At 41.8% G+C, this 13,269-nt stretch carries 14 protein-coding genes; 12 read left to right on the forward strand and 2 right to left on the reverse strand.

Translation table 11 applies throughout. The features are described 5' to 3' along the window. Positions 1–72: 72 nt before the first annotated feature. Entirely contained in the window at positions 73–1,566 is a 1,494-nt protein-coding gene (locus DVB69_RS10230) for a peptide MFS transporter (RefSeq protein WP_116019010.1), read from the reverse strand. Between the two features lie 301 nt (positions 1,567–1,867). On the opposite strand from DVB69_RS10230, the gene DVB69_RS10235 reads away from it, so the two are divergent. From DVB69_RS10235 to DVB69_RS10265, 7 genes are read left to right on the forward strand one after another with little or no spacing between them, the layout of a single operon-like run. Further along, positions 1,868–3,766: an ABC-F family ATP-binding cassette domain-containing protein gene (locus tag DVB69_RS10235; protein ID WP_116019011.1), complete on the forward strand. Its 1,899-nt coding sequence runs from the start codon at positions 1,868–1,870 to the stop codon at positions 3,764–3,766. Between the two features lie 15 nt (positions 3,767–3,781). Continuing rightward, positions 3,782–4,909, forward strand: a complete 1,128-nt coding sequence (locus DVB69_RS10240) for a virulence factor (protein WP_116019012.1) — start codon at positions 3,782–3,784, stop codon at positions 4,907–4,909. A gap of 28 nt (positions 4,910–4,937) precedes the next feature. Then, the gene (locus tag DVB69_RS10245; RefSeq protein ID WP_116019013.1) at positions 4,938–5,255 is read left to right on the forward strand and encodes an HMA2 domain-containing protein; all 318 of its coding nucleotides are present in this window, start codon (positions 4,938–4,940) and stop codon (positions 5,253–5,255) included. Continuing rightward, positions 5,252–5,779: an HMA2 domain-containing protein gene (locus tag DVB69_RS10250; RefSeq protein ID WP_116019014.1), complete on the forward strand. Its 528-nt coding sequence runs from the start codon at positions 5,252–5,254 to the stop codon at positions 5,777–5,779. The genes DVB69_RS10245 and DVB69_RS10250 overlap by 4 nt, the downstream gene beginning before the upstream one ends. A gap of 34 nt (positions 5,780–5,813) precedes the next feature. Beyond that, positions 5,814–7,889, forward strand: a complete 2,076-nt coding sequence (locus DVB69_RS10255; protein WP_116019015.1) for a heavy metal translocating P-type ATPase — start codon at positions 5,814–5,816, stop codon at positions 7,887–7,889. Further along, positions 7,890–8,468, forward strand: coding sequence for an HMA2 domain-containing protein (locus DVB69_RS10260; RefSeq protein WP_116019016.1), 579 nt, complete (start codon positions 7,890–7,892; stop codon positions 8,466–8,468). Between the two features lie 22 nt (positions 8,469–8,490). Further along, positions 8,491–8,742 (forward strand): hypothetical protein, encoded by a 252-nt coding sequence (locus DVB69_RS10265; protein WP_116019017.1) that lies wholly within the window; start codon positions 8,491–8,493, stop codon positions 8,740–8,742. Positions 8,743–8,790: 48 nt separating this feature from the next. Here the strand turns inward: DVB69_RS10265 and DVB69_RS10270 are convergent, their stop codons facing one another. Further along, positions 8,791–9,444 carry a hypothetical protein gene (locus DVB69_RS10270; protein WP_116019018.1) on the reverse strand — a complete coding sequence of 218 codons (654 nt, stop codon included), beginning with the start codon at positions 9,442–9,444 and terminating at the stop codon, positions 8,791–8,793. A gap of 162 nt (positions 9,445–9,606) precedes the next feature. Here DVB69_RS10270 and DVB69_RS10275 point away from each other — a divergent pair, with 162 nt between their 5' ends. The 5 genes from DVB69_RS10275 to DVB69_RS10295 all read left to right on the forward strand — a co-directional run bounded on the left by DVB69_RS10275 (position 9,607) and on the right by DVB69_RS10295 (position 13,241). Further along, positions 9,607–10,044, forward strand: coding sequence for a BrxA/BrxB family bacilliredoxin (locus DVB69_RS10275; RefSeq protein ID WP_116019019.1), 438 nt, complete (start codon positions 9,607–9,609; stop codon positions 10,042–10,044). A 5-nt stretch (positions 10,045–10,049) separates the two neighbouring features. Further along, a complete protein-coding gene (locus DVB69_RS10280; protein ID WP_233505367.1) occupies positions 10,050–10,823 on the forward strand; it encodes a class I SAM-dependent methyltransferase in 774 nt (257 codons plus the stop codon). 263 nt (positions 10,824–11,086) lie between these two features. Beyond that, positions 11,087–11,683, forward strand: coding sequence for a YpjP family protein (locus DVB69_RS10285; RefSeq protein WP_116019021.1), 597 nt, complete (start codon positions 11,087–11,089; stop codon positions 11,681–11,683). 97 nt (positions 11,684–11,780) lie between these two features. Continuing rightward, positions 11,781–12,737 carry a thymidylate synthase gene (locus DVB69_RS10290; RefSeq protein WP_116019022.1) on the forward strand — a complete coding sequence of 319 codons (957 nt, stop codon included), beginning with the start codon at positions 11,781–11,783 and terminating at the stop codon, positions 12,735–12,737. 15 nt (positions 12,738–12,752) lie between these two features. Continuing rightward, complete coding sequence (locus DVB69_RS10295; RefSeq protein WP_116019023.1) at positions 12,753–13,241, forward strand: dihydrofolate reductase; 489 nt, start codon at positions 12,753–12,755, stop codon at positions 13,239–13,241. The last annotated feature ends 28 nt before the right edge of the window (positions 13,242–13,269 follow it).

Consider the following 13,269-nt stretch of genomic DNA (forward strand, 5'->3'; position numbering starts at 1 on the left):
AAAGACTGGCATTGAAATCACCGCACAACAAAAAAAGCGGTCTCCATTAAGGAAACCGCTTTTCGGAAATTTTTAATGAACACCCTTCATATAACGAGAAATGATAGGGGAGATAAAGAACACAATGATGGACAGCACGATTGCAACCCCGCCGATAATCCCGAAATAGAGCATTTCAGTATCAGCAGAATAGAATTTAACAAGCTGTGCATTCAGTGCTTGCGCTGCCGCATTCGACAAGAACCAAAGACTCATCGTCTGTGCAGTAAACGCAGAAGGCGCAAGTTTAGTTGTTGCGGATAATCCAACTGGAGAAATACACAATTCACCAAGTACGAGTGTGAAAATACTCAATGCCAACCAAAGTGGGTTTACTAATGCATCTGTTCCACCCATCATACCAGGAAGCAAAATGACGATGAATGAAATACCGGCAAACAGCAATCCAATCGAAAACTTATGAGGGATTGAAGGTTGACGGTCACCAAGTTTAACCCAAAGCCATGCAAACACCGGTGCGAAAACGATGATGAACAACGGGTTCAATGACTGGAACCAAGCAGGTGATATGTGAACCCCTAAGAAATCCAAGTTCGTTCTTTTATCTGCATAGAGTGCTAAAATTGTGGATCCTTGCTCTGCAATTGACCAAAACATAACAGCTGCTAAGAATAGTGGTATGTAAGCCAGAACACGCGACTTTTCATCACTAGTAGTTTTAGGGCTGCGGTACATAACGATGAAATAAGCAGCCGGGATAGCGAATCCGAGAATACCTACTAAAGCTGTGAAGGAATTTAATGTTAGGTATCCAGTTGGAATTGCAATTGCCACTAGAATTGCTAATATTATAACTGCAATTCCGACAATTTTGATCGTTTTTTTCTTCTCAGCAGGAGAAAGCGGGTTTGCCACATAAGTTCCTGCGAGACCTAAGTTCTTTTTCTTTGTTACGACAAACATGACCAAACCGAGGAACATACCAAAAGCAGCGACACTAAATCCTAAATGGAAATTGTATTCTGTTCCAATAGTTCCGGCAGTTAAAGGTGCAATGAAACTACCCAGGTTAATACCCATATAGAAGATACTGAATCCAGCATCTTGACGATTGTCACCTTCAGGATAGATATCTCCAACCATGCTTGAAACGTTTGGCTTCAGTAAACCTGTACCAATGACGATTAAAGCCATGGAGAAGAAGAGCATTCCAAGTCCGCCAGGGAAAGAAAGAACAATATGCCCGAGCATTATGAAAATTCCGCCGAAGAAGACAGAACGTGACGTACCGAATACCCGGTCTGCTAACCAGCCGCCAATAACTCCAGACATATAAACGAGTGATCCGTAAAGGGAAACAATCGCAAGAGCAGTTCCTTGATCGATTCCAAGACCGCCTTTTGAAACTTCGTAATACATATAGAAGACGAGGATGGCCCGCATCCCGTAGTAAGAAAAGCGCTCCCAAAATTCAGTGAAGAATAACGAGAACAGTCCTTTTGGATGACCGAAGAAGCCTTTTTGTGGGACACTTTCAACGATTTCCTTTTTTGACAGCTGTGACATGATAAATCCTCCTTTTATCTATGAAGAACATAGTACCACTTTTAGTGGTAGTCTGAAAATAATATATTCGAAAATTAAATAAGTCTTATAATGCTGATTTCATTGACTTGTATGTTTATTTGAATAGAACGAATTAGTTTTCGTTGTTATTCTTGGATAATAACAACTGTCAATTTCTCTCTTTCGATTAATCTACCCCGAAAGAATCCTTTATAACACTTTAACAATAAGGCTTTTCCTACAAAAGAGGACGAAGATAAGGTATTATGAAGACAGCAGGTTATAGAATGGAAGTGTTGTCATGAGTCAAATGATTATTGAAAATCTAACAAAAACGGTTGGCGAGAAAACTTTATTTCGAGCAATCGAATTCACCATTACGTCAGGAGAAAAAACTGGCCTACTTGGCATAAATGGAACGGGAAAGTCTACGCTGCTCTCGATTATCGCCGGCACAGAGGATGCAGATACAATATCAATAGACCACCCAAATACGTACCGCATCGCTTATCTGCCACAAGATCCCATAGTCGATCCGTCTTTAACTGTACTAGAAGCCGTATTCCAAAGTGATGCTTCGGTCATCAGGTTGAACTTGAATTATGAGCATGCCTTACAAGCTCTCACTGAAAACCCTGACTCAGAAGAAAACCAGGAGAATTTTAGTAAGTATCAAATGCAGATGGACGAGCAAAATGCATGGGATATTAATACCCAAGCAAGAATGATTCTATCTAAGCTTGGAATTGAAACGTACGACAAAAATATGGAAGAACTTTCTGGTGGTCAACGAAAGCGTGTGATGCTTGCAAAAACTCTCATAGAACCAGCAGACCTCCTGCTCCTTGATGAGCCAACCAACCATTTAGATGTTGCGTCCATCACCTGGTTGCAGGACTACATTAAGAATTTGTCGGGTGCAGTATTATTCGTTACACACGATCGGTATTTCTTGGATGCAATTTCAACATCAATTTTCGAACTTGCAGATAAGACGTTATATGCCCATAAAGGCAACTATGGAGATTATATCGAGGCGAAAGCACTTCGTGAAGAAATGAACGCTGCAACAGAAGATAAGCTTAAAAATCGTTATCGGTCCGAGCTGAAATGGATTCGACGCGGTGCAAAGGCACGCTCTACAAAACAAAAAGCACGCATCGGGAGATTTGAAGAACTTGAACAACAGGTGAAGGGTGGATCCGCAAAAGAAGAGATGGATGCGGGGCTTAAAACTTCACGTTTAGGGAAGAAAGTACTTGAAGCGAAAGAGATCTCCAAATCGTTCAACGGAAACACAGTCATCCATGGATTTTCTGCGATTCTTCAATCTGGAGATCGGATCGCCATTGTCGGTCCGAATGGGGCCGGAAAAACAACATTAGTCAATATGTTTGATGGCTTGTTGGAACCAGACAAAGGAATTATCGAACGAGGAACGACGGTGAAGATTGCGTATTTCAAACAGCATTTACCGGAAATGAAAGAAAACCAACGCATTATTGAATTTATTCGGGATACCTCCAATGATATCGAGGATGGAGAAGGGAATCGAATCTCTGCTTCACAAATGCTGGAACGTTTTTTATTCCCTACATCTGCTCACGGGACGCCTATTGGAAAACTTTCAGGAGGCGAGCGAAAACGCCTCTATTTATTGAAGTTGCTCATGGAACAGCCCAATGTCTTGTTGTTGGATGAACCGACGAATGACTTGGACTTGGAAACGTTATCCGTTCTTGAAACGTTCATAGATACTTTTCCCGGAGTCGTTTTGACCATTTCCCACGACAGGTTCTTCTTAGATCGAACGTCAACGAAACTTTGGGTTCTTGACGGGATGGGAAATATAGAAACTGTTTTCATGTCATATACGGATTATTTAGAGAACGCACGGTTCAAGGAAACCCCAAAAAAGGTCTCTGAGCCAGTTGTAACTGAAGAGATTCCCATTGAACCCGTAAAAGAAACAGCGGATAAGAAGAAACCAACCTATAACGAAAAACGTGAATGGGAAACCATTGAAAAAGAAATTGAAGAAACTGAGGAAGCCATCAGTACTACTGAAACAGAAATGAGTACGTGTGGTGCGGATTACGATAAGTTAAGTGATCTGACAAAAAAACTGAACACGCTTAATGAACGATACGAATACTTAATTGAACGATGGTCGATTTTAGAAGACTTGATGAAAACTTAAAGGAGGCAGCCAATTATGAATATAGTATCGATTGAACCAACTCCAAGCCCAAATTCGATGAAGATTGTGCTTGATACAGAGCTCCCAATGTTGGAAACTCACAATTATAAAAAAGAGGATGCTACAACTGCTCCAGAACCAGTTGCTCAATTATTACAAATTGCTGGAATCAAAGGGATTTATCACGTCATGAATTTTATGGCGATTGAACGAGCTGGAAATGTCCAATGGGAAACAATTTTAGCGGAAGTTCGAAATATTTTCAGTGAAGGGACTTCTGAACAGACTGAAGCTGAGTCCGAAGCCACTGAACATTTTGGTGAAGTCTATGTGCATGTCCAAACCTATAAGGGGATCCCGCTTCAAGTCAAAGTGTTCGATAGTGAAAGCGAACAGCGGTTTGCGTTAAGCGAACGATTCGAAGTAGCTATGGAGAAAGTCCATAGCGCTGATGTCGAGAACTATATCCTTCTTCGTAAGTGGGCGGATTACGGGATCCGTTATGGTAGTAAGGAAGAAATTGGAGAAACTGTAGTGAAAGAAGTCGAAGCCGCATATCCTGATGAGCGTTTGTCTGCAGTCGTGAATAACTCACTTCAAGGAAATTCGCAAGGAAGCCATGAACGTAAAAAGGTGTCATTAGCTGAATTTGAAACGGACGAGTGGGAAACACGATTCCGGTTACTCGACCAAATGGAAGATCCGACGATTGAAGAGTTACCATTGCTCGATCTTGCATTAGCAGATGAAAAAATGTCAATCCGACGACTCGCGGCTGTTTACTTAGGAATGATCGAGTCGATAGAAGTTGTTCCTTATATAGAGAAAGCATTGCATGATAAAAGTTGGGCTGTACGTCGAACAGCAGGGGATTGTATGAGTGATTTGGGGTTCCCTGAATTTGAACGTGCTGCGATGGAACTGTTAAAGGACAAAAACAAACTTGTACGCTGGCGTGCAGCAATGTTCTTATATGAAACGGGAACAGAAGAATCGTTGTCCGCACTGCGAGAAGCCGCTGAAGATCCTGAATTTGAAGTGAAATTGCAAATCAAGATGGCTATCGAGCGAATTGAAGAAGGTGAAGACGCAAAAGGCTCCATTTGGAAGCAGATGACGGAATTGAGAAGCACTCCAAAATAAGCCTAATCCTTTGTGAAGGTGGTCCATTATGCTAACGAACGTAAAAAAGCGAGTCATTCAACATAAAATCAACAAACTATTATCTCAGTATGGAGTAACGGTCGTACATCATACACCAGGCAGAGTCCGTATTAAAATTGCAGGCTGGCAAAAGCACGAAGATTTGTTTAATAAACTTCTAGATGAAGTGAAACATGACCCTGCAATCGAAGAGGTCCACTTCACGCCAGAAACTGGGTCAATTCTCATCTATTATGCAAAAAGTTCCCACTCCGATCAGGAAACACAAAGACGATGGCTTGAAATGGGAAACAAATATTTTGCAGAGCAGGTGGGTAGCCTATGATGAACACAATGATAGGTTTTGGCGCCACAATGATCACTCCTTCAATTTTCAAAAGAATGACTGATCAAAAAGTAACAGTTCTTCATGCATCGCCGGGACGTCTTAGGTTACAGTGCGACAAGTGGAAGAACGTACCAACATCTACGAATTTGCAAATGGCTTTTCGGAAAGTAGCAATCGTGCAACGGTCCTCAGCCTCTCCAATCACAGGAAGCCTGTTGCTGGAATTTACAACCCCAACATTGACTCAGGAGCAATTTGACACGATTGTTCAATATGCTGTAGAAGTGTCTGCAGCTACCTATCAAGAATTACCTTCATCGCTAGAAACCGTGTTAAAAAATACGGTTTCTACGGTTGACCATACACTTAAGCGTCAAAGCGCAGGAAGTTTGGACCTGGATGCCATTCTCTCCGTTGCACTTTTATTCGGTGGAATTAGCAAACTACCTGTAAACCCTGCGTTTGGTGCAAGTATGCTCTATTGGGCATACTCCCTTATAACGAACAAATCAACAAAATGAATACAAATTGCTGATTTGCAGAAGGAGCGATAAGATGAGCGCAATAGGAGAAATCGTGCATGCTATTCCTGGCAGAACACGAGTGAAATGCACTATTCGAATTGAAAATCCCTCCTTACTTGAAGCGATTATTAGAAATATGACTCAAGTCATTTCAGCAAATGTCAGACGGGATTCTAACTCCGTAGTAATTTATCATGAAACTGAACAATTGCCCAAAGAAATTATTCAATTGTTCATGAATCGCGCACTAGCTGAACCGTCGCGTTTGAAACGAAGAACCACTTCGGCAATGAAGCATCCTAAGGTGAAAGAATTAGGGATCACTCTAACAGCATTAGTTGTTGAGAGAATGTTGCTTGGTCCTGCGTCTGGTGGATTACGGTCATTACTACGACCGACCTCACTATCCCTCATTTACGCAAGTAGGGACATTATTTCTAACGGATTGCGTTCAGTGTTGAAACCTAACGAAGATACACTGACAACAGCTGCGATTGGTGCATCCCTGTTGAAAGGAACTCCCTTTTCAGCGATTGTGATTTTCGGAATGTCCGCAGTCAGTGAATTGCTGAACGAGTATACAATCGGTCAGACTCGCGGGTTTATTCGCGATATGATGGAAATAGGCGAGACATTCGCTTGGAAAATCACAGATGATGGAACTGAAGTGAAAGTGCCATCTGAAACAATTGTACCAGGCGATGCAGTAATGATTTTTCAAGGGGATAAAGTTCCATTTGATGGCGAAGCGATTGCTCATGAAGCAGAGGTCGATCAATCAGCGATTACTGGTGAGTACTTGCCGGTACATATAAAGAAAGGCTGTTTTTTGTTTGCTGGAAGTGTTGTAACTGAAGGTAAAATCGCAATACGAGTTGAACGTACTGGCGAAGATTTAACTGTCAGTCGGATGATTCGGATGATTGAAGAAGCGCAAGATAAGCAGTCAAGCGTTCAGCTGTCTTCTCAAAACTTTACTAAACAAGTTGTACCGATGTCCTTTTTACTGGCAGGTGCCATCTACTTCATCACAAGAGACTGGAATCGTGTTCTCAATATGCTTGTAATCGACTACGTTTGTGGTGTTCAGTTATCGACTGCAACTGCGATTTCTGCGACAATCGGAAATGCAGCCCAACAAGGGATACTGATGAAGGGCGGACAGACGATTGAGAAGTTGGCGAAAGCTGATACCGTTGTTCTAGACAAAACAGGGACAATTACAGAAGGATTACCAATTGTGACTGCAATTCACACATATGAAGGATGGTCAAAAGAGGAAGTTCTAAGTTATGCAGCTTCTGTTGAAGAACATTCTACCCATCCATTAGCAAGTGCGATTCTTACAGAAGCAGCGCGGTTAAATGTAAAGTCAAAACCTCATGATGATGAAACTATGGAAAATCATGTAGGACGCGGAGTGAGCGTCATTGTGGATGATGAACCTGTTTTTGCTGGAAGTCTGGAATTTTTAAAAGAACAAGGCATTGCTTTGGATGGAGATATTCCCCAGGGAATATATCTCGGGGTAGGAAATCGCCTGGTAGGTATTTTTGAGATTCAAGACAAAATACGCCCGGGTATGAATGATCTTTTACAAAAGATGAAAAATAATGGGATCAAAGAACGGATTATGCTAACAGGAGATAATGAAAGTGCTGCCAAACAAGTGATGGAGAATTCGTTCATCGACCACTATTCAGCAAATCAGATGCCTGAAGATAAAGCAGAAATGATTAATCGGCTGAAACAAAATGGGAAAATTGTTATGATGATCGGTGATGGCATTAATGATGCGGCAGCTCTTGCTACAGCAGATGTAGGAATTGCGATGGGTGGCAAAAAGACAGACATAGCTATGGAAACTGCAGATGTCGTAATCCATTCAGATAATCCTATTCTTATCGATGAAGCCGGTGAATTGTCTAGGAAAGCTATGAGAATCATTCGTCAAAATATACGGATTACGCTAGTTATCAACACGGGAGCCATTTTACTTGGCACATTCGGAATGATTCCACCAGTCGTTGGTGCAGCTGTTCATAATGCAGCAACTATCGGAGTTGTCGCAAACAGCGCAAAACTACTTCTGAAAGGAGGGTCATAAATGTATTTCAGACATAAAATCATTCATCATATCCCAGGGAGAATGCGCTTGTATGTCCCAGTACTCAAATATACGGATGACCAAGAATCAATTTGTGAATTATTTCAGTCGATTAAAGGGATTCAAAATGTTAGAATAGAACCTAAGATTGGTGCGATGATTATAGACTATGACTCTATACACATGTGCCCTGATCGATTGATTCGTAATATTGGTCTGTTTTTTCATCAAAATGCAGACGATTTCCGTATGCTTCAAAATCAATCTGCAACTACACGAAAAGACTTACTTAAGTCAATGGTAACCGGTGTTTTGCTGTTAATTGCGTTTATACGTAAAACCAAAAACCCGATGCCAGATTTATTCGATTACTTAGTCGTCATCTCAACTTCGTTTACCGTGCTGACGCATGGAGAAAACAAAATCAGTCACCCAGATGTGCTGACGGGCATCGTGTCAATGGCATCATTAGGTTCTCGAAAGATTTTACAAGTTTCTCTTCTGACTTGGATTGTTAACTTAATCGAAGTAATGAGTGAAATTCGTAATGGTTCTGCAGATCCAAAATTCGTTTTTTAATTATATTAAGGAGGAAACAAAAATGGCACTTAACAAAGACTTTTTAATGGGGTTCGTATCAGGAACAGTAGTAGGTGCAGTCGGTTACCGACTTTATGAGCAGAATGGAGATCAGTTGAAATCATTGATTCAGCAGGCTCCTCAGCAAGCAGCTTCCATGGCACAAGGATTTGGTGGCTTTTCATCAATGGCACAGCCTTCTGTTGAAGATTTAATGGAACAAAAAGAGCGTCTTGAAGATTTAATTGCCGAGCAACAAGCGACAAACGCGTAATTATAAAAGCAGTGCCCACTGAAGTGAATTCGGTGGGCACTGCTTTTTTTATGAATGGGAAGGAATTTCTGGGAAGGTCACGACAAGATTGCCTTCGTTTGAAACGATTTCGGCAATCGTTGTTTCAAAAAGGTACGGACTGTCCGCGTCATCTTGCTTCTGTACGTTTTCATACTCGTTCTTAACAGCGAGTATTGGGAATGTGACGGGAACGGATCGACCGCGTACCGTCGTCTTGATAGTACCCATCAGAAGAAGCTCTTTGTGTGAAGCGCCGAAGCACAAGTTGCCGGCTACGCGACGGTTTTTCCCACTATGAATCTGTATTCCTTGTAGAAGTGAAATGAAACAAAGTAATAAGTCGCTAATGGATCCTGTCTCCAATTTGTCGAATCCGTTGTTCGTGAAGTAATGGTTGAGTCCATTTCGGATCTCCTTAAAGGAATACAGAAGTTCGATTTTTTCCTTCTGTCCCCCTGAACCAAGACGACTGATGACGTTATGTGCACGACCGAAATAAGATTTGACCGAGTTTGCTTCCGTATCGCGTGTTGTTACAAGTTCCTTTAGCGCATACAACACTTCAAACTGAGGATTGGTACCAGCTACGGATAAAAAGCCTAGCACATCTTTTTCGTCAAAACTTCGTTGGTTGAAGCGTTGATAATAATAAGCAATAAGTTGTTGATGTTTGATATCCATGATGATTCTCCTTGCATGTAAAGTCTGTATGTAGTGTATCACACCACGAACCTATTCTGGTTTCTAATGCCGTTCGTTTTCATTCGTGCATTTTCCATGTAGAATAGGAATAAGCGGTGTATCGTATAAGACACCACACATCTTGAAGGAGGCTATTTTACTATGAATGCTTATGAAGAATACATGCAAGGCATTGTTCAACCAATGCGCCAAGAGTTGGTGGCTAGTGGGTTTACAGAACTGCTAACCGAAGACGATGTTACATCTGCAATGGAGGACCACAAAGGAACTGCGCTCGTCGTTATCAATTCAGTTTGCGGATGTGCAGCAGGTCTTGCTAGACCTGCTATACGTGAAGCTCTCAGTCTAGCGGATCATCAACCAGACCACTTGTTTACCGTATTTGCAGGACAGGAAAAAGAAGCAACTGCACACATGCGTAATTACTTTTCTGAAGTACCGCCAAGCTCACCTTCTATTGCAATTATCAAGAATGGAGAACTTGCCTACTTCATCCCTCGGGAGCAAATCGAAGGATATGAAATGGAACAAGTAAGAGATCACCTCACGGGTGCACTGAACCAAGTTACAACGGCGTGAACCATGTGCGAATTACAACCGCTGGACGACCTGATGCGCTAACCGAAGCTCGTGCTTTTGCAGCTCAAGAAGCACTCGGTTATGAGCGAATCCCACGCAACAAACGGTCTGTAAAAAATCTCTTAGCAACTTATTCGAGCGATATTCTAGTAGTTGGTAAAGAGCGTTATGAGTTGTACAGACAGGCAATGAGTGAGCCTTTTTTCTTTCATCCGGATACTGCCGCTTTCCGACTGAAAAGACTGATGAAAGGGGAATCGGATCCACTCATTACCACTTGTCAATTGGAACCCGGCAGCTCATTTTTGGATTGCACTCTTGGTTTAGCGACAGATAGTATTGTGGCATCATTCGCAGTTGGAGCAACAGGAAAAGTAATGGGGATTGAAGCGGATCCTGATGTCGCATTCATCACTGCTACAGGATTGTCACAATTTGAACCTAAATTTCAAGAACTAGAAGACGCTATGCGTAGAATTTCTGTAATACAAGATTCAGCGGCTTCATTTTTAACAGGGGTATCTGATGAGTCATGGGACATGGTGTATTTGGATCCCATGTTCTCACAAGCCATCAAAGAGTCGAGTAGCTTTGCACCACTGCGGCAAGTAGCAGTTCACGGAGGTTTGACAGAGGAATGGGTTTCCGAGGCAAAAAGAGTTGCCAGAAAACGAGTCGTGGTGAAAGCCCACTTCAGCGATCCAGTGTTTGACCAGTTCGGCTTCACACAGATTAAACGGCCCAATACGAAGTTCCATTTCGGGTATATAGAAAAATGAAACGCCAATCGGTCTCTTAAGAAACCGATTGGCGTTTTGTAGATTAATGCGTGAAATTGAGTGAGCTTAAGTATAGGACGAATACCAGCATGCCGATTCCGGCGATTAATTGAACATCCATCTGAGTAACCTCCTTAAAAAAACATACACGTACTCTAAAGTTTATTGTACAATGAAATTAGAAAAGAGGGAACCTTTTCGGTTATTATTCGTACTGTTCAGAAAGCGGTAGTTTTAAAATACATAAGTGTAGGTGATGGGATATGAAAAAATGGTTACAGCAACTGATGATCATATCAGTCGCTTTTGTGACATTTGGTGTCATTTCTCCAAGTCATGAAATCTGGTCGACCCTTCATGAAAAGGAAGATGTAAAAGAAGCTGATCAATCACAGCATTCAACACGGTATGCCGTCCATTTCGACGACCCTTATTTTAATAGACTGGATGCTCCTGAAGATTTTCTTACGGAAGAAGACCTTGTAAATGGTGCACACACACTCGCATTCACAAAATTCGGTTCAAAAATTGGCCCATTTATTGAAGATGAATTCGACGAAGTGATTTTCCCTCAAATCGAGCAAGTTATTCGTGATAAAATTGGTGCACATGTGCAAATGAACCGTAAACTAGCCATTTCCGAACATCCTTCTGGTGGAACTGCTGAAAAAATATTTAATATTAAAGATGTCGATGCAGATAAAAATTTGCTTCTATTCCACGTGAGAACAGAGAAACGTCCGCAAGACGGATATTTCTTTAACTTCCATTACCACCTATCCGAAGACGATTATCAAACACACCATACACTTGGAGATGTCTACTGGTCTAAAAACACACCACCAAAGTGGCTGTCCTAACAGCTGTCTTGGTGGTTTTTTGTTGACTTCTTGGAATTTGTAATAGGTAACCTTCACTTGGTATAGTAAGACTAGAGAGTAACAGGAGGGCTGTACGATGAAACAATATTTAGATCTTTGTCAGCATGTATTGGATACAGGAGTTCAAAAAGGAGATCGCACAGGGACCGGTACATTAAGTGTATTCGGTTATCAGATGCGATACGACCTACAAAAAGGATTTCCTTTAATGACTACTAAAAGGACGGCGTTCCGCCTGATCGTATCAGAACTTCTTTGGTTTTTAAAAGGGGATACTAACGTCCGCGCATTAGTAGAAGAAAAAAACCCCATTTGGGACGAATGGGCGTTTGAAAAATGGGTCAACAGTGAAAAGTATACTGGGCCGGATATGACGAACTTCGGAAGACGTGCTCCTATGGATGAAGAATTCCGAGTTCAGTATGAAGTTGAAATGGCACACTTTAAAAAACGAATACTAGAAGACCCATCATTTGCAGAAACCTATGGCGACCTTGGCCCTGTTTACGGGAAACAATGGCGTAGTTGGGGGACTGGATCCGTTGAGTCAGGAGAACAACCAATTGATCAAATTGCTCAGTTGATCGAAGGTATAAAAAACAATCCCGATTCAAGGAGACACATTGTAACCGCATGGAATCCTACAGAAATTGGAGATATGGCCCTACCACCTTGCCACGCATTGTTCCAATTTTATGTAGCAGATGGCAAATTGTCTTGCCAACTGTATCAGCGGAGTGCAGATATTTTTCTTGGAGTCCCTTTTAACATTGCTTCTTATGCATTGTTGATCCATTTAATCGCATTCGAGACAGGGCTGATCCCAGGTGAATTCGTTCATACATTAGGGGATGCTCACATTTACTCCAATCACGTGAATCAGGTGAAGGAGCAATTGAGCAGAGAACCTAGAGAGTTACCGACAGTAAGCGTCAACATGGAAGGTAAGTCGATATTCGATTTAACGACATCTGACATTGTCTTGACGAATTACAATCCACATCCAAAAATAAAAGCACCGATAGCTGTTTAAAAAAGGAGAGGTACTATGATTTCATTATTAGCAGCGCATGATGAGAACCGTGTCATTGGGGTAGACAACAAAATGCCATGGCATATCCCCGAGGAATTGAAGTATTTTAAAGAAAAAACGATGGGAAAAGGAATTATTATGGGTAGGAAAACGTTCGAATCGATTGGTAAACCCCTACCTGGAAGACTGAACATCATACTTACGCGCGACAAGAACTATCAAGCTGAAGGTGCTGTCATTGTCCATTCGTTGGAAGAGGCAATTGCTCGTGCAGAAAGCTATGCAGAGGAAGTCATGATAATTGGAGGCGCTCAAATTTTCGAGATGGCCATGCCTTACGCTGACCGACTCTACACGACGATTATTCGTCGTACATATAAGGGGGATACGTTTTTCCCATCATACAGCGTGGGATGGAAACTCATCTCAGAATCTAAAGACCATCGTACAGAAGACGGTCTCGCATATGCCTATCATATTTATGAACGCGAAACAGCAGCGTAAAAAAGGCAGCCGATACAAGGCTGCCTTC

Source organism: Sporosarcina sp. BI001-red (assembly GCF_003384035.1).
Taxonomy (GTDB): Bacteria; Bacillota; Bacilli; order Bacillales_A; family Planococcaceae; genus Sporosarcina.